Source organism: Lactobacillus sp. W8093, assembly GCF_016100925.1.
GTDB lineage: Bacteria > Bacillota > Bacilli > Lactobacillales > Lactobacillaceae > Lactobacillus > Lactobacillus helsingborgensis.
This window is the reverse complement of sequence record NZ_JACFRL010000001.1, coordinates 41,394-58,676: the sequence shown is the minus strand read 5'-3', so window position 1 is coordinate 58,676 and position 17,283 is coordinate 41,394. Positions and strand designations below refer to the sequence as shown.

The 17,283-nt window shown below is 37.3% G+C and carries 18 protein-coding genes; 13 read left to right on the top strand and 5 right to left on the bottom strand.

Translation table 11 applies throughout. The features are described 5' to 3' along the window. Positions 1-125: 125 nt before the first annotated feature. Genes H3T47_RS00250 through H3T47_RS00225 form a run of 6 tightly spaced genes read left to right on the top strand, consistent with a single transcriptional unit; the run spans position 126 to position 3,693 of the window. A complete protein-coding gene (locus H3T47_RS00250) occupies positions 126-926 on the top strand; it encodes an SDR family oxidoreductase (protein ID WP_109918008.1) in 801 nt (266 codons plus the stop codon). A gap of 2 nt (positions 927-928) precedes the next feature. Further along, positions 929-1,345 (top strand): PTS sugar transporter subunit IIA, encoded by a 417-nt coding sequence (locus H3T47_RS00245; RefSeq protein ID WP_199282166.1) that lies wholly within the window; start codon positions 929-931, stop codon positions 1,343-1,345. Beyond that, positions 1,345-1,821, top strand: coding sequence for a mannose/fructose/sorbose PTS transporter subunit IIB (locus H3T47_RS00240; RefSeq protein WP_109918010.1), 477 nt, complete (start codon positions 1,345-1,347; stop codon positions 1,819-1,821). The genes H3T47_RS00245 and H3T47_RS00240 overlap by 1 nt, the downstream gene beginning before the upstream one ends. Before the next feature lie 33 nt (positions 1,822-1,854). Beyond that, on the top strand, positions 1,855-2,661 hold the full coding sequence (locus tag H3T47_RS00235) for a PTS mannose/fructose/sorbose transporter subunit IIC (RefSeq protein ID WP_071196424.1): 807 nt from the start codon (positions 1,855-1,857) through the stop codon (positions 2,659-2,661). 15 nt (positions 2,662-2,676) lie between these two features. Next, the gene (locus tag H3T47_RS00230) at positions 2,677-3,510 is read left to right on the top strand and encodes a PTS system mannose/fructose/sorbose family transporter subunit IID (protein ID WP_199282165.1); all 834 of its coding nucleotides are present in this window, start codon (positions 2,677-2,679) and stop codon (positions 3,508-3,510) included. A 15-nt stretch (positions 3,511-3,525) separates the two neighbouring features. Beyond that, on the top strand, positions 3,526-3,693 hold the full coding sequence (locus tag H3T47_RS00225; protein ID WP_199282164.1) for a hypothetical protein: 168 nt from the start codon (positions 3,526-3,528) through the stop codon (positions 3,691-3,693). Between the two features lie 298 nt (positions 3,694-3,991). Here the strand turns inward: H3T47_RS00225 and H3T47_RS00220 are convergent, their stop codons facing one another. The 4 genes from H3T47_RS00220 to H3T47_RS00205 all read right to left on the bottom strand — a co-directional run bounded on the left by H3T47_RS00220 (position 3,992) and on the right by H3T47_RS00205 (position 8,042). Further along, on the bottom strand, positions 3,992-4,795 hold the full coding sequence (locus H3T47_RS00220) for an ABC transporter ATP-binding protein (RefSeq protein WP_199282163.1): 804 nt from the start codon (positions 4,793-4,795) through the stop codon (positions 3,992-3,994). After that, positions 4,773-5,690 carry an ABC transporter permease gene (locus H3T47_RS00215; RefSeq protein ID WP_199282162.1) on the bottom strand — a complete coding sequence of 306 codons (918 nt, stop codon included), beginning with the start codon at positions 5,688-5,690 and terminating at the stop codon, positions 4,773-4,775. Before H3T47_RS00215 ends, H3T47_RS00220 begins: the two co-directional genes overlap by 23 nt. 30 nt (positions 5,691-5,720) lie before the next feature. Beyond that, positions 5,721-6,689: an ABC transporter substrate-binding protein gene (locus H3T47_RS00210; RefSeq protein WP_305067073.1), complete on the bottom strand. Its 969-nt coding sequence runs from the start codon at positions 6,687-6,689 to the stop codon at positions 5,721-5,723. A 426-nt stretch (positions 6,690-7,115) separates the two neighbouring features. Next, the gene (locus H3T47_RS00205; protein WP_370567552.1) at positions 7,116-8,042 is read right to left on the bottom strand and encodes an ABC transporter substrate binding protein; all 927 of its coding nucleotides are present in this window, start codon (positions 8,040-8,042) and stop codon (positions 7,116-7,118) included. A 602-nt stretch (positions 8,043-8,644) separates the two neighbouring features. Here H3T47_RS00205 and H3T47_RS00200 point away from each other — a divergent pair. From H3T47_RS00200 to rpoN, 7 genes are all read left to right on the top strand, one after another. Further along, positions 8,645-11,206: a sigma 54-interacting transcriptional regulator gene (locus H3T47_RS00200; protein WP_199282159.1), complete on the top strand. Its 2,562-nt coding sequence runs from the start codon at positions 8,645-8,647 to the stop codon at positions 11,204-11,206. 138 nt (positions 11,207-11,344) lie between these two features. Then, on the top strand, positions 11,345-11,758 hold the full coding sequence (locus tag H3T47_RS00195; RefSeq protein WP_038521250.1) for a PTS sugar transporter subunit IIA: 414 nt from the start codon (positions 11,345-11,347) through the stop codon (positions 11,756-11,758). Positions 11,759-11,769: 11 nt separating this feature from the next. Beyond that, positions 11,770-12,261, top strand: coding sequence for a PTS sugar transporter subunit IIB (locus H3T47_RS00190; RefSeq protein ID WP_038521252.1), 492 nt, complete (start codon positions 11,770-11,772; stop codon positions 12,259-12,261). 26 nt (positions 12,262-12,287) lie between these two features. Further along, the gene (locus tag H3T47_RS00185; RefSeq protein WP_199282158.1) at positions 12,288-13,127 is read left to right on the top strand and encodes a PTS sugar transporter subunit IIC; all 840 of its coding nucleotides are present in this window, start codon (positions 12,288-12,290) and stop codon (positions 13,125-13,127) included. Then, positions 13,124-13,951 carry a PTS system mannose/fructose/sorbose family transporter subunit IID gene (locus tag H3T47_RS00180; protein WP_199282157.1) on the top strand — a complete coding sequence of 276 codons (828 nt, stop codon included), beginning with the start codon at positions 13,124-13,126 and terminating at the stop codon, positions 13,949-13,951. Before H3T47_RS00185 ends, H3T47_RS00180 begins: the two co-directional genes overlap by 4 nt. Then, positions 13,952-14,656 (top strand): MgtC/SapB family protein, encoded by a 705-nt coding sequence (locus tag H3T47_RS00175; protein WP_046326724.1) that lies wholly within the window; start codon positions 13,952-13,954, stop codon positions 14,654-14,656. It begins immediately after the preceding gene. A 21-nt stretch (positions 14,657-14,677) separates the two neighbouring features. Next, a complete protein-coding gene (gene rpoN, locus H3T47_RS00170; protein ID WP_199282156.1) occupies positions 14,678-15,943 on the top strand; it encodes an RNA polymerase factor sigma-54 in 1,266 nt (421 codons plus the stop codon). Between the two features lie 155 nt (positions 15,944-16,098). On the opposite strand, the gene H3T47_RS00165 is transcribed toward rpoN, so the two are convergent. Further along, positions 16,099-17,040: an aldo/keto reductase family oxidoreductase gene (locus H3T47_RS00165; RefSeq protein WP_109918021.1), complete on the bottom strand. Its 942-nt coding sequence runs from the start codon at positions 17,038-17,040 to the stop codon at positions 16,099-16,101. Positions 17,041-17,283: the final 243 nt, after the last annotated feature.

Genomic DNA, 17,283 nt, shown 5'->3' with positions numbered 1-17,283 from the left:
CACATTTGTGAAAATTACCACAATATTATTGAATGTTACCCCATTAGTTGCTATATTTTTAGTTAAGATAGCGCTAACAAAAATACTAAATTTATTATTCACATTTGTTAAAAGGAGATAATAATATGGAAAATTGGATTGATTTGGCTAAGAAAACATACATTGTAACTGGTGGTTCTTCGGGAATTGGCGATGCAATTGTGAAAGAATTACTAGCAAACGGTGCCAATGTTGTTGATGCAGATTTAAATCCATCCCAAATCAATGATAATCATTTGCTTTACGTAAAATGTGACGTCACTTCACCTGAAGATGTTACTAATGTTATTAATCAAACTAAAACTAAATTTGGTCAGATTGATGGCTTAGTAAATAATGCCGGCATCAATTTACCAAGATTACTGGTTGACGAAAAAGAACCAGAAAGTAAATATGAGATGCACTTAAATGACTTTAAAAAGATGTTTGCTGTAAATGTACAAAGCGTTTACTTGTTATCCCAAGCCGTTGCCCGTGAATTGGTGCAAAAGCAAAAGGGCGTAATTGTGAACATGTCATCAGAAGCTGGACTTGAAGGTTCCCAAGGACAAAGCATTTATTCTGCAACCAAGGGCGCAATTAATGGTTTTACCAGATCATGGGCAAAGGAATTAGGCAGATTTAATGTGCGTGTCGTTGGTGTTGCACCGGGCATTTTAGAGGCAACTGGTTTGCGGACACCTTCTTATGAAGAAGCCCTAGCATATACCAGAAATATCACTGTTGAACAGTTAAGAAAAGGTTATTCAAGTACTTCAACCACTCCCCTTGGCAGAAGTGGCAAATTGTCAGAAGTAGCAGATTTAGTGAGCTACCTTTTGTCTGACAGAGCCAGTTATATTACTGGGGTCACAATTAATGTTGCAGGTGGAAAATCAAGGGGTTAAAGATGAAAGTTATTTTAATTGGTCATGGTAAAACAGGTGTTGCTTTTAAAGAAGCTGTGGAAATGATCTTTGGCAAAGCCGAGGATTTGATAGCTTTAACATTTGCTCCCGGAGACGGTCTTGAAGATGTTTGTAACAAAATTATCACTGCCAGCTCTGGCATTACCAGTGATCAAATCTTAATCGTGACAGATCTATATTCTGGCACACCATATAATGCTGCGGCCAGTTTGGTTTTAAAGGGAAAAGCAAAAGATGTAATAGCGGGAATGTCGCTGCCAATTTTATTAGAAATTGTAACTAAGATGAATAGCACCTCAATTACAGATATTGTTAAAGGAATTTTGCAGGATTCTGGCACCTTTACCACAGCTTTAAGTGCAGAAATGCAAAAACAAGAAGAGGAGGATGATTTTTAATGATTATCAAATTTGCTAGAATTGATGACCGGTTAATACATGGTCAAGTTGCTACTGTATGGGCTAAGTTAGCTAATGCACAAAGAATAATTGTGGTTAGTAAAGAAGTATTTAACGATAAAATCCGTAAGGTTTTAGTCAAACAGGCTGCTCCGGCGGGGATGAAAGTTAATGTAGTTGATGTGCCCAAAGCAATAGCCGTTTATAACAACCCCAAATATCAAAATGATACAGTTTTCTATTTGTTTACCAATCCTTCAGAAGTATTGGAGTTGGTAAAGGGCGGAATTCCGTTGAAGTCAATCAATATTGGTGGTTTAAGTTACGCCGAAGGTAAAAAGCAAATAACAAAAGCAGTATCTGTGACCCCAGAAGATGTACAGGCTTTTAAAGAGCTGGATAAATTAGGTGTAAATTTAGATTTACGAGTTTTAGCTGATGATCCTAAAAAGGATATTCTTAAACTAATTAGTTAAAAGTCTGTGGTCTAATTAAATAGGAGAATAAACATGACAACATTTCAAATTATTTTAGTTTTCTTGTGGTCATCTATTGTAGGCTGTGGAAGTGTTTTGGACGAATTCCAAACTCATCGTCCTTTAATTGCATGTTCCGTGATGGGTCTTATTTTAGGCGATCCTGTTAAAGGCATTATTTTAGGTGGGACACTGGAACTCATTGCTTTAGGTTGGATGAACGTCGGTGCAGCTCAATCACCCGATTCCGCCTTGGCCAGCACTGTTTCCACCATTTTAGTAATTATTGGTCATCAAAGCATTACTAAAGGGATTGCTATAGCCCTTCCTGTAGCTGCTGCTGGACAAGTATTAACAGTTATCGTTCGTACGTGTACTGTCTTCTTTCAACATGCTTCGGACAGAGAAGTTGAAAAGGCCAACTTTAGAGCTATTGAATGGCTCCACTTTTCTGCTTTGATCTTCCAAGCATTGAGAGTGTCAATTCCGACTACACTAGTTGCAGCCTTTGTAAATCCGACAATGGTTCAAAATGCTTTGAATTCTTTACCAGATGTCGTTACCGGTGGTTTGGCTGTCGCAGGCGGCTTTATCGTAACTGTTGGTTATGCGATGATTTTAAACATGATGTATGTGAAGTATTTAATGCCATTCTTTTACTTGGGCTTTGTTTTAAGCGGTTATTTAAAGCTTAGTTTACTTGCCTTTGGTGCAGTGGGTTTGATATTAGCACTAATCTACGTTCAATTAGACCCGCAATTTTCACAAAAGACAGTTCCAGCGAATTCTGCAGCCGCAGATCCTGATACTGAATTAGCCGAAGATGAATTGGAAGACTAAATTTGGAGATTTATTATGGTAGAGAAGAAAATCAAAAATCAATTAACTAAGAAAGATATTTTTCAAACTTTTGTCTTTGAAAATTTTCAACAAGCATCATATAACTACGAAAGAATTCATGCTTTAGCGTTTTGTGTTGACATGATTCCCACAATTAGAAGGGTATATAAGAAAAAAGAAGAACAAGTTGCCGCTTTGAAAAGGCACAACACATTCTTTAATGTTACGCCCGCATTTTCTGGTCCTGTTATAGGCTTGACCAGTGCTTTGGAACAAGCTAAGGCCCAAGGAGAAGATATTGACGTTGGAACTATTAACAGTTTGAAAGTTGGTTTAATGGGTCCACTTTGTGGGGTCGGCGACCCGGTGATGTGGGGAACATTAAGACCTATATTAGCTGCTTTGGGCGCTACTTTGGCGTTACAAGGCTCTTGGCTGGGACCTGTTCTATTTTTTGTTGTCTTTAACATCGTTCGTTTAGGAATTAAATGGTACGGCTTAAAACTTGGCTTGAATGAAGGTATGTCGTTAGTTCAAGAACTTTCGGGAAACTTTTTAAAGAAATTGACTGAAGGTGCAACTGTTCTGGGATTGTTTATCATGGGAGTGCTAGTCAACAAATGGACGACAATTAATGTCCCACTCGTAGTTTCAAAAACTACCCTTAATGGCAAAACCACCATTACCACCGTGCAGAATATTCTCGATCAATTATGTCCGGGTTTACTTTCTTTAGGATTAACTCTGTTGATGATGTATTTACTGAAAAAGAGAGTGAGTCCAATTATACTAATCTTTATTCTGTTTGGAGTAGGAATACTTGGATACGGAATTGGTGTTTTAAAATAGAAAATGGTGACCAAAATGGGTATAGACAATTATATTACTCTTGCAGTCGGCTTTCTGCTTTTTATTACAGGTTTTATTACTAAAAAAAGAACGGGCGTTTATGATTGGCTGTACATAATTTTGGGCTTTGTGATCATTTGTATAGGCATTCTAAGAGCTTTTGGGTTAATAAAACTTAATTAGAATTTTAGTCATATTTTTTATAAAGTTTAGATTATCGACAATTGTCTTAATGCTCAGGAAATAAAATTCCTGGGCTTTTTTGTTGTCTGATTTTTGCTTTGTAAATTATTTGCCCATAAAATTAAAGATATCTGCAAGTTTGCATTTCTAATGCCTATTGGCACAATTGTCTTGTTTTATACTGTGCTATTGGTGGTATGGACTATGAGTTAGCCGCTATGCTTGTATCAAAAAAGCTCTGCGTCTTGAATACCAAATTCAAAAGGCAGAGCTTTTTATTAATTAAATCTAGTTGTTTTTATGCCAACAATATCGCATCGTCTTCAAGTTCAGAACCAACGTGCTTTTGGAACAATTCCATTAACTTAGGCACAGTCAAGTTTTGCTTATCTTCCCCGGCTAAGTCAATTGCAACACGACCTTGATGCAACATAATCAAACGATTGCCATAGCGGATTGCATCTTCCATGTTATGGGTAACCATAAAAGCAGTTAGGTGTTGTTCTGATATTAATTTCTCTGTTAGCTGCATGACCGTTATTGAAGTTTGTGGATCAAGAGCCGCAGTATGCTCATCCAGTAAAATCAAATCTGGTCTTTGCAAAGTAGCCATTAGGAGTGTAATTGCTTGTCTTTGACCGCCAGAAAGAAGTCCGATTTCAGTTTCCAAACGGTTTTCCAAATTTAAGTTAAGTTGGGCAAGCTGTTTTTTGAAAAATTTTCTATCCTGTTTTTTTACTCCGGGACGAAAACCGCGTCGTTGACCTCTTTTCATTGCCAAAGCCAAGTTTTCTTCGACGGTCAGTCTCACTGCAGTCCCCATTTTGGGATCTTGAAAGACGCGACTGATATTTTGGGCACGTTTAGTTACAGGCAATTTGGTAATGTCGTTACCATTTAAAACTATTTGTCCTTCCTGAATGGGCAGCGTTCCGGCAATGCTGTTAAGCAGCGTAGATTTTCCAGCACCGTTACTACCAATAATAGTTACAAAATCGCCTGCTTCTAAATTAAGGTCAATTCCGCGCAGTACCCGATTTTCGTTTACAGTTCCGCGCTCGAATGTTTGATGTAAGTTTTTAATTTTTAGTACTTCCGGCATCTTTTTTTCCTCCTTTTAGATTGTGTGGTAAATGGAAATTAGGTAACGTTAAACAGACCACTAGAACTAAGGCTGAAGCTAATTTGGCATCAGACGGTTCAACGTTCATTTGGAATACCAGAGCTAAAATTAAGCGGTAAATGATCGCGCCTACAACTAATGTAAGTAAACGACCGCCAATTGGCAGATTCCTAATAAGTACTTCTGCAATAATAATTGAAGCCAGTCCAATAACCAGAGTACCTACACCAGAGTTTAAATCCGCAAAGCCGTTATTCTGTGATAACAGTCCGCCGGATAGGGCAATGCAGCCGTTAGAAATCATGTAACCTAAAATTTTCATTCCCTGAGTTTTGATGCCGTTGGCAGCACTCATTTGAGGGTTATCACCAGTGGCTCTCATAGCCAAGCCTATTTCTGTTTTGAAGAAAACGACTAATAAGAAGATCACTAAAAGTGCTATTATCAGTCCCATTGCAATCACAGCATTATTACGACTTAACCCCCAGTTTTGAGCTATGGTAAAAACCGTGTCTTTGCCAAGTAGTGAAACATTAGCAGCATTCTGCATTACTCTGGAAGTAATTGAATATAGTCCAGTCATAGTGATAATTCCTGCTAACAAAGAAGGTATACGCAATTTTGTGTTCAAAATGCCTGTAACCAAACCGGCAATTAAGCCGCCAATAAATGCAGCGCCAGTTGCTAAGATAGGATTAACTCCCTTAATTATGCACATGGTGGCAATGGCTCCTCCTAAGGGAAAGCTGCCTTCTGCTGTCATATCGGCTAAGTCTAAAATACGGAAAGTTAAGTAGACCCCGATAGCCATCAACGACCAGAGTAGTCCCTGCGAAGTAGACGAAAGTAATAACTCCCAAAATGTATTTAACATAACTATTGATTCACGCTGCCTTTCTTTAATTTACTTAGGTGCTTTAATTGAAGCAGGGTCAATTCCAAGGGCTTTAGCCATCTTTTTATTAACAACTAATTTTAGATCTGTAGCTTTTTCAACTGGCATATCTTTAGGTTTTGCCTTACCAGATAAAATTTTGGCAGCCATTTTGCCAGTTTGTTTACCAAGAGCTTCATAATCAATTCCGATAGAAGCCAAACCACCAGTTTTTACTTGATCAGTTGAACCGGCAACTAAAGGAATTTTCTTTTCTTTGACTACTTTACCAATAATTGAAGAAGCTGAGGCAAAGGTATTATCTGTAGGAACATAAATGCCTTGGACTTTACCAGCTAATGTTTCTGTTACTTGTTGAACATCATTAGTGGTATTAGCCGTCTTAACTACGACCTTAACGCCAGCTTTTTTAAGTGACTTAATAGCTAAGTCTGCCTGAATTTTGGAATTGGCTTCACCAGCATTGTACATAATCCCGATTGTTTTAGCTTTAGGCACAATTGATAAAAGCAGTCTGATTTGTTTATCAATTGAAACCATGTCGGTTGTACCCGTAACATTACGCCCCGGCTTAGCATCTGAATTAACCAGTTTAGCCGCCTTTAGGTCGGTTACAGCAGTAACCACGATTGGGATATCCTGCGTAGCGTTAGCTACACTTTGTGCTGCTGGTGTCGCAATACCCAATATTAAATCTGATTTTTCATTAACCAGTTTTTCACTCATACTCTTTAAATTGTCTTGACTGTTTTGGGCATTTTGGTAATCAATCTTGAGATTTTTACCTTCAACGTAACCTTCTTCTTTTAAGCCTTCCTTAAAACCTTTGTTGGCTTCATCTAAAGACGGGTGCTGCACTACTTGCAAAATTCCCACATGTTTAACAGTTGAAGTGCTGCCGGTTTTTTTGCTGCTGCAGCCTCCTAGCAGTAATAATCCCGCTAAAGTTATTCCCATGACTATTTTTTTGATCCGCATTTTCTTTTCCTCCATCTAACTATCAGTAACATAAAAACACCCGCTTATTCCTAAGTGGGTGTACAAGTTATTATTTTGATTAATAATCAATTGTGATTAACCACTTAGAAAGCTATGTGGCTAACCGCAACTAAAGGACTCTAGCCATCATAGATAAATTCAAAACTTGAATCTGGTTTGAATTCATCTTGATGAACCCAAACCCTATCTAAAATAGCTAAAGTAATAACGATTATTCAGTTGTGAGACGTGTTTAATATAATATTTCATTAAGATCAACCTCCAACCTTAATGAGAAGATTATAAAAAATAAAGAAGAAAATGTCAAGAAATAATAAAGTATTATTTTAAAAATTGTGTTTAATTATATTTTTCCTTAAATTAAAAGACCGCTTCTGTGCGGTCTTTTAAACGTCTTACAAAAAATTATTTAGGAGCTTTAATTGACTTGGGATCAATTCCCAGTGCCTTGGCCATGCTCTTGTTTACCACTAATTTCATATCATGTGCTTTTTCGACCGGCATGTTCGCTGGTTTAGCCTTACCAGATAAAATTTTGGCAGCCATTTTGCCAGTTTGTTCGCCTAGTAGTTCGTAATCAATTCCGATTGAGGCCAAACCACCAGTTCTAACTTGATCAACTGAACTTGCTACTAAAGGAACTTTCTTTTCTTTAACTACTTTGCCAACTACTGAAGCTGCTGAATCAAAGGTATTATCAGTAGGAACGAAAATACCGTCAACTTTTGAAGCCAGAGTTTCTGTTACTTGTTGGACATCGTTAGTCGTATTTGCTGTTTTAATTAAAACTTTCACTCCTGCCTTTTTCAGTGCAGCTGTTGCTAAGTCAGCCTGAATTTTGGAGTTTGATTCACCTGCGTTGTACATGATACCGATAGTTTTAGCTTTCGGCACAATTGACAGCAGCAACTTAATCTGGCGTTTAATTGATACCATATCTGTTGTTCCCGTAATATTCCTGCCCGGTTTTTCATCTGAATTAACGAGTTTGGCTGCTTTTAAATCAGTAACTGCGGTAACAACAGTAGGAATTTTTTGCGTAGCATTAGCCACACTCTGAGCAGCTGGTGTTGCAATACCTAAAATCAAATCGGACTTTTCGTTGACTAGTTTTTCACTCATACTCTTTAAATTATCTTGATTATTTTGCGCATTCTGATAATCAATCTTGAGATTTTTGCCTTCAACGAAGCCTTCTTCTTTTAGTCCTTTTTTGAAACCTTTGTATGCCTTGTCTAAAGAAGGGTGTTGCACTACTTGCAACACACCGACATGTTTAACTTCAGTGGCGGATTTGTCTGCTTTTTTACTGCTGCAACCGCCTAACGTCATCAATCCTATAATTGTAATTCCTGCAACTAATTTTCTCAAATGCATCTTGTGCCTCCATAAAAAATACCCACTTACTTCTAAGCGGGTACACAGGAATTAAATTGCCAAAATGATTGGGTGTGGTTAGCCACTTAGAAAGCTATGTGGCTAACCATACTAAAAGAGCCTAGCCATCATAGATAAATTCAAACTTGAGTTTCGTTTGAATTCATCTAGATGAACCCAAACACTTATCTATAGTAGCTAAGGTAATAACGATTATTTAGCTGTTTACTAAAAGTAATCATTAAAACTTACCTCCAACTTCGATAATCGCATTATAAAAAAATAAAAAATTAAAGTCAAGTATTAATTTTACTTTTATTTAGTTTAAAAATAAAATCTTGCTAGATATTGGAGCAAAAAAGTTCTAGTGATATAAGTAGTAAAATTTTGCCGCCGATTTACGAAACCCGCTATAGAAGCATCTTTTAGCATTTCTCAAGTAGCAGGTTCAGCAATAGCCAAAACAATTCTACTTTATGAACTTCTGCCAAAATTGATTAGTAAGCGCTCTTTTTAATCGTTATAATACAGATAATAAAAACATGGGGGAGATAAACATGAAGGCAGCTAAAGAAAGAGTACTAAAGCAATTAGATGAATTACCGGATAACGTGACAATTGCGACCAGCGAACTAGCTGAGAAACTAAATTTATCCAGATCAGTAGTTAGTCACTATTTAAATCAATTGCTTAAAGACAAGAAAGTACAAAAAATTACTCAAAGACCAGTTAGGTGGGCTAAAATTTCTGCTGCCAATTTTTCTGATCAAGCAGCTTTTAAGAACGTGATAGGAAATAGTGGCTCGCTTAAAAAGGCAATCGCACAAATTAGTGCGGCGGCTGCTTATCCACCTGCTGGGTTAAACGTCTTGATTACCGGTAAGTCAGGCGTAGGAAAAAGCTTTTTAGCCAGTAAATTATACACATATTCTAAGGAAATAGGCGTGATTGGCGAAAAGGCTCCGTACATCGTTTTAAACTGTGCCAATTATGCCAATAACCCTGAACTTGTGTCCAGTATGCTCTTTGGCTATGTTCAAGGAGCTTTTACCGGTGCAGACACGGATAAAGAGGGATTATTAAAAGAAGCCGATGGCGGCTATTTGTTTTTAGATGAAGTACACAGGCTCAGTAGTGAAAATCAAGAAAAACTCTTTAGCTTTATTGATTCTGGCGAATTTTACAAAATGGGCGATAATGCTCACGCTTGTAAAGCAAATGTCAGGTTGATTATGGCAACAACCGAAAAGCCGGAAGCTGTTTTGTTGCCCACATTTTTGAGACGCATTCCTGTCCGCATAAAATTACCGGATTATATTGAGCGTCCAATTGATGAACGGCTGCAACTAATTAATTCGCTATTTTTGCATGAAGCTCATAAGATAAATAAAAAAATTGTAATTGACCAAAAGGTAGTTTCAGCACTTTTACAGCTAAAGCATACTGGTAATATCGGCTATTTGAAAAATATTGTGAAAGTTTCTTGTGCCACAGCCTATCATGACAGTAGTAGTTCGGAAACAATCACCTTAAAACTAAAAGACTTGGATTTGGCTTCTTTGCCGCATTTTAAAGATTATGGTGCCTTGACAGTTGATCCTAATGAAAAAGCCCAGTATGTACCACGTATTAGTTTGACCGCGAAACTATTAGAAATAACTTCTTCTTTACAAAAACTTAGCACGGATTTTACCAATGCCAATTTAAATGCCTGTCGTTTACAGATTCAGGCGCTTAATAAATTTATTACGCAAGGGATGCTGGCATCAGGATTGCATGTGCAACACAACTATCTTTTTAAAAAAATCATCACCAACCAGTACGGCTTGAATAAAACGGACTATTTGGAACCGGTCATGTATGTTCTGTATGAGCGCCATTTTAAACCCAACTGCGACAAAGAAAAACTCACAGAAGTTATAACTACTCATTTACCAAGATCGCTGCATGTTGCCAGTAAATTTTATGAAAAATTATCCGTTCTTGATGAGGAAAGTCAAACCAGTTTAGCATTAATTTTAGCATTACTTTTAAGTGATCACGTGGATGAAAATATTCAGCTGCGCGGATTAATGGTGGCACATGGAGAAAGCACGGCAACCAGCATTCAGGCTGTGGTAAATTCCCTATGCGGCAATTATGTTTTTGATGCGATTGATATGCCTATTGATGCCGACATTGCGACAATTATTAATGAAGCTAATAAGTTGATCAGCAGTTTTAATACCACTAATGGTTTCATATTAATGGTTGATATGGGATCGCTGAGCCAACTCTATAGTCAAATCAGTGCACAATTAGATGGTGATTTATTAGTCGTCAATAATTTGACGACTTTAACTGCTTTAGATTTAGCACTCAAAATGAAGCAGAATTTACCTTTTAAACAAATTGCAGAAAAGGCCGATAAAGACTATGACATTGGGGTCAAATATTACGAAGGCTTTTCTCAGTCAATGAACATCTTAGTCTCGTGTATTTCCGGTTTTGGTATAGCTGAGAAAATTAGTGATATCATTCGGGACTATTTACCCGCCAGCATAAAGGTGATCCCCTTAGGCTATAATTCACTAAAAGAAAAAATTGCCGGCAAAAAATGGTCCTACTTTGACCGAACTTTATTTGTGTTGACTACTATTGATTTAACGGAAAAAGTTAAATTTAACCACATGAATCTATATGACATACTGGATTCCAGTGGTGAAAACAAGTTGAAAAAATGGCTTTCTCCTTATCTGACCTCAAAGCAGATGGAGAACTTCAACAACCAATTACTGCGGTTCTTTTCTAAAGAGGGTATCTCTGAACGTTTAAGTTTTTTAAATCCCGATGTAGTTTTAAGTGAAGTGGAAACCATTAATAAAAAATACGAGGACTTTTATAATTTAAGGTTAGATGGCAAGGTTAAATTAAACTTATACATGCACATTGCCCTGATGATTGAACGTTCAATGATGCACAACACGACTGAAGTCGAAGTTGAACCCAAGTCAGACAAAGAAAAAGGCTTTTTTAAAATTACCAAGAGTATTTTTCAGCCTATTGAAATCAAATATAACATTAAGGTTTCTAGTTATGAAATGTCATTGTTGTACGAGTTGTTTAAACAGTTCATTTAAAAGTGTTTAATACTGCAAAAAGAAGTATTTAGATTTTAAACACTTCTTTTTTATTGCCTTAATTTCGGGCTTTACATTACTTGGCACGTCTTTTGCTAAAGAGCTAGTGATGATTGATTTAGGAAAAGGAGTGACAAGATGACAGACATATTAATTGCCAGTCACGGACATTTTGCCAGCGGCTTAAAAAGTTCCATTGATATTTTAACGGGAATGGCAAAAAAGATTCAGGTGATTGATGCGTATGTTGATAAATCTGATTATACGAAGCAAATTACGGATTTTATTCAAAACGCTAAACGTCCAGCCGTCATTTTTACTGATTTAAAGGGAGGTAGTGTAAATCAGAAAGTTGTTTTAAAGGCGGCCCAAGAAAAAGACATTTTTATTGTTACTCAAACCAACCTTGCAGTTGTATTGGCAGTCTTTTTAGACAATGAAAAGCTTACGAAAGAACATTTGCAAGATTTAATTAATCAAAGTCAAGTTGAACTGTTTCAACTTAATGATGGTGATGAGTCGAGCACTCAAGAAGATGAATTTTTTGGATAAGGAGAAATAAAATGATTGCACAACTTAGAGTAGATGACCGTTTAATTCACGGTCAAGTTGCATTAGTTTGGACCAAAGAACTGAATACACCAGGAATTATTGTAGCTAACGATAATGCAGCTAATAATCAAATGGTCCAGATGACGCTAAAAATGGCAACGCCAACGGGTAAAAAACTGCTAATTAGAACAGTTGATGATGCTATTAAAGTTTTTAACAATCCTAAGGGCGCCAATATGAGAATTTTTGCTCTGACCAATAGCGTTAAAGATGCACTGAAAATTGCCCAAAACGTTAAGGATATTGAAGGAATAAACGTTGCTAACGTTGGCCGCTTTGCCAAAGACGCCAATGATGCGGTTCAGCTTTCTTCAACCTTAATGCTGTCGCAAGATGAATTAGAGTCTTTAAAAGAACTGGCTAGTTTAGATATTCCTGTCTTTAACCAAGTGGTGCCAAGTAACGCTAAGACACCAATTAAAACCTTATTGAAAAACAAATAATGACTTAACTTTGAAGGAGGTAAATTATGTTACAAACAGCCTTTCTGGCAGCCCTCTGTGTTTTTATCTGCTTAGGCGGAAACTGGCTCTGGGGTCAAACAATGATTGAGCGACCATTAGTGGTTGGTACAATTATGGGCTTAATTATGGGAGATATGAGAACCGGTATCTTAATCGGAGCATCTCTTGAAGCTATTTTCATGGGCGCCGTTGATATTGGTGGTGCGCTCTCGGCTGAGCCTGTTACTGCTACAGTATTGGCAACTACTTTTGCAATTACTTTAGGGGTTAACACGAAAGCAGCCTTGGCTTTAGCTGTGCCCATCGGAGTTTTTGCGGCATTTATCTTAATGTTTATGAAGAACGTAGTGATGAATATTTTTGCGCCGCTGGTTGATAAAGTAGCTAGTGATGATAATTCTAAGGGCTTAACCAGACTTCATTTTGGGATGTGGTTTTTGAATTATTTTATCTTTTCATTAGTTACATTCTTCGCAGTTTTAGCCGGTGCTCGTCCAGTGCAACAATTAGTTGCGAAAATTCCTGCCAACCTAATGGCTGGTTTGGCAGCAACCGGTGGATTGCTCCCTGCCGTTGGTTTTGCTATCTTGATGAGAATGTTATGGAGTAAGCAACTTTCACCATACTACTTTTTAGGTTTTATCTTAGCTGCATATATGAATTTGCCATCAGTCGCTGTGGCTGCGGTCGGCATCATTATTGTTGTTATTCAATGGATCCGTGATAAGCAAATCATGGACATTGAAAATAAGCAAAAAGAAATGGTGGCTATGCCACATAATGAAAATCAGACCAAGAATACTGAAACAGCTGCTGAACAAGAAGAGGAGGACTTTTTCTCATGAAATTAACTAAAGATGTATCACCGACAGACAAGAAAATAATTAATCGAATTTTTTGGCGTTCATTCACAGTTTTTGCCAGCCGGGTAGGAGCAACTAAAGCCCACGCCCCTGGTTTCATGTATTCAATTATGCCCGCTCTTGATGAATACTATAAAAATGACAAAGATGGTCACCGTAAAGCAATGATGCGCCATACAACTTGGTACAATATTACGCAAAATGTGGGTACTTTTGTAATGGGACTAGTTGCTTCAATGGAAAAAAAGACTGCCCAAGATCCTAATTTTGACCCTGAAACCACGGTTGCGATCAAAACTTCCTTAATGGGGCCATTATCTGGTATCGGCGATTCAATTTTCTGGGGAGTATTGAGAGTTATCGCTGCCGGTGTTGGTATTAGTCTGGCCAGTCAGGGCTCTATCTTGGGACCACTTCTTTTCTTAATAATTTATAATGTACCGTCAATTTTAACGAGGTATTACTTAACATACATGGGCTTCACTTTGGGTGACACTTTTATTCAAAATATGTATGAAAGTGGCAGTATGAAGTTACTGAATAAGGCTGCTTCAACTTTAGGATTAATGATGATCGGCTGTATGACGGCGACAATGGTGCAATTTAAGTCTAAGTTAAATATTCCGATTACTGGCGGCAAGCCAATTTTAATTCAGACATACCTTGACCAATTGTGGAAAGGATTAGTACCTTTACTGGTTACTCTTGGCTGCTACTGGCTTTTGTCTAAAAAGGTTAATGTTAACTGGATTTTATTAGGAGTACTTGTTTTAGCAATTATTTTAGGATTAATTGGAGTGGTTTAATTGGATATAGCCGTGACACTGCCGGAAATTATTGCTAGATTAGCTTTATCTATCGTAATTGCAAGTGTTATTGGTTTTGATCGAGAACATAAAAATAGACCAGCAGGAATAAAAACCCATGTTTTAGTTTGTGTTGGTGCTTGTATAATCGCTTTAATTCAAAAAAAGATTGGTTTTGATGCTCTACAGATAGCAAACGCACAGCCCAAAATGGCGGGTGTTGTCAGGGCAGATGAAGCTCGTTTAATTGCACAGGTTGTTTCGGGAATAGGATTTTTGGGAGCAGGAACTATTTTGGTTCAGCACCGGACTATCTTAGGACTGACTACCGCTGCCAGTTTATGGGCAGTTGCTGGAATAGGATTGGCTTTAGGTATGGGTGATTATGCAATTGGAGTAGTAGGAGCAATAGCAGTAATTATAGTTTTGGTTTTTTCAAAAAGATTGATCCACATTCATCCAATGAAAAAGCTGGAGATAAAATATAAGCACAAAGTAGAAACAAAAGAATTTATCAACGATTATTTTAAGAAACATAATATTACTGTTGTCAACGTAAATTTTAAAGTCACGCAAAACTTAAATGATATAACCTATGTTAATATATATGATATAGAAACCCCACGTTCTATTGATTATGCAAATATAATTGAAGATCTGTCTATGAATAAGAATGTCATGGAAATTCAATTAGTAAGTATTTAGGTTCATTAAGGAGAAAAGCCGATGACACGATTGCAAAAAATGGTATTGAAACCAAAAGAGCAGTTAGTGTCACGGCTTTTTTTGTCGCCCAAGTTAAGGCAGAATCTGACGGTTCTTTCATATAGTACCCATGATTTAATTAAGGCAATGAAAGAATTAAGTGCCAGCGATCCCTTTGTTTTTTTACGTGAACCGCAAGGTGACGCGATGCAAAATCTGGAATGGTTACGTGCACCTGAGGGAGAAAATCTAGTGGACCATTTGCTGATGCAGGTTGATTTGAGTGATTGGCATGATTGGGAAAAACGTGCGGTCAAAATGTTGATCTATCATCTGGATGAAGATGGCTATTTAAGAGTGAGCTTGACTAAAATTATTGAGCATAGTGAGTTTTCGCTTGAAAACTTAACTAGAGCGAAGAAATTGCTTCAAAGTCTTGACCCATGCGGCATTGGCGCTGTCGACCTAAATGAATGTCTCTTGCTTCAAGCGCGACACAAACCTCACTTTAATTCTGTTGCCCTTGAAATTTTGCTCAATAAACAGTTAGAAATATTAGCTGATCCAAATCAATGGCATGATTCTGTGTTTTCGGAGACGGAACTAACTGCAGCATTAGCCAGTATTCAGACTTTAGATCCTACACCGGCAAGTGATTATGTGACTGGAAAAAACACGCAATATTTACTTCCTGACCTTATTTATAAAGTAAATGACAGGCACTTAATGATTGAGAATTTACAAAGTCAGATACCGGAAATGGTTTTTGATGAGCAAGCCTTTAATGAATTAAAAGAGCAGGCAGATGAAAATAAATATTTTTCCCAGCAAAAACAGCGTTATGAGGAAATGAAGAATGCAATTGCGGAACGGCAGAAGACTATTATGCGGCTGGGTGAATTTGTTGGTCAGTTTCAGTATGAATTTTTGACAACAATGCACAAAAAAGAATTAAAACCGCTGGGCTTAAAAGAAACCGCACAGGCGTTGAACCTGGCACCAAGTACGATTAGCAGGGCTATCAAGGATAAATACATCCAGTGTCAAAATAAAATTTTTAGTTTTAAAATGCTATTTCCGCGGGAAGTCACTACCGATTTATCACAAGCCCGCGTAGAATATGACTTGTGCAAAATTATTAGAAAAGAGAATACCCGTGCGCCACTTAGTGACCAGCAGTTAGTGGAAATTTTTGCTAAACATGATGTCTTTTTAAGTAGGCGCGTCATAGCGAAGTACCGTAACAAGCTCAAGATACCCAACAGTTATGCCAGAAGAGCAAAATAAATAAAAGGGTCTGGGAAAAAACTCTAACCTAACAAAAAGGCTGACAAGTAACGTCAATAAAACGTTGATTTGTCGGTCTTTTTAAATTGTGAAATTTTTTTAATTTAACTTCAAAGAGCACTTTTTCCCAGACTCTTTGTTTTAGCTAAAAGTGTTTATGGTAAATCATTACCGGCAGCTAAATAAATGTCATACCATTCTTGAGCTGTAAGGGAAATATCCGCCCCCTTGGCGCTGTCAATAATATGGGCTGGCGTCATTGTTCCGATAATAACTTGGGTATTTGCAGGGTGGCGTAAGATCCAAGCAGCGGCTACCGCATTTTTCGAAACACCTTTTTGATCAGCTACTTTTTGCAAGGCTTCGTTAACTTCCGGAAACTTCGGGTTGCCAATAAAGTTGCCTTCGATTTGACCATATTGGAAAGGTGACCATGCTTGGACAGTCATGTTGTGTAAGCGTGAATAATCTAAAACGCCGCGGTCATGATCAATACTGCGCTCATCTGTCATATTGGTGTGAATGTTGAAATCGATTGGACCGGTGTGCATGACGCTAAGTTGCAATTGGTTAATTAACAGTCTTTGACTGACTCCACTTTGCAATAAGTCTACTTGCATCGGGTTAAAGTTTGATACACCAAAGTGTCTTACTTTGCCGTCTCTTTGCAATTCATCAAAAGCAGCAGCGATTTCTGCAGGGTCCATTAAGGCATCAGGTCTGTGGAGTAGCAGACTGTCCAAATAATCAATTTTCATACGGGAAAGAATGCCGTCGACTGCTTTAATCAAGTACTTTTTAGAAAAATCGTATCTTGTCGTCTTGTAATCTAATTTAGGATTTTCATAAATACCGGTCTTAGATTGAATATAAAAATCGTCTCGAGTTAACGATGACTTTTGGAATGCTGCACCAAAAACTTCTTCAGATTTGCCATGACCATAAATGTCTGCCGAATCAATATAGTTAATTCCTGCTTGATGGGCAGTTTCCAAAGTTTTAACAGCTTCGTCAACACTCAGTTTGTTCATGCGCATAATTCCCAGTGCAATGGCCGAACCGGTGAAGTTAGTATTACCAATTTTAATTTGTCTCATAATGTACCTCCTTTTCTTAGTATACGCTTTCTTAGCGTAAAAAAATTAAAATAACTGAGTTTTAATTCATATTTAAGTTGGCAACTGGACTTTTCTTCTGCTTATATCTTATTTGCGATTTACGCCAAAAATTTGTTTAAAATAAAACTAAAAAAATAATTTTGCTGAAAAATATAAAAATATTAATTATAGTATTTGAAAATTTTAGTGAATTAAACTTTTGTTTGAGATATTCTTATAGTA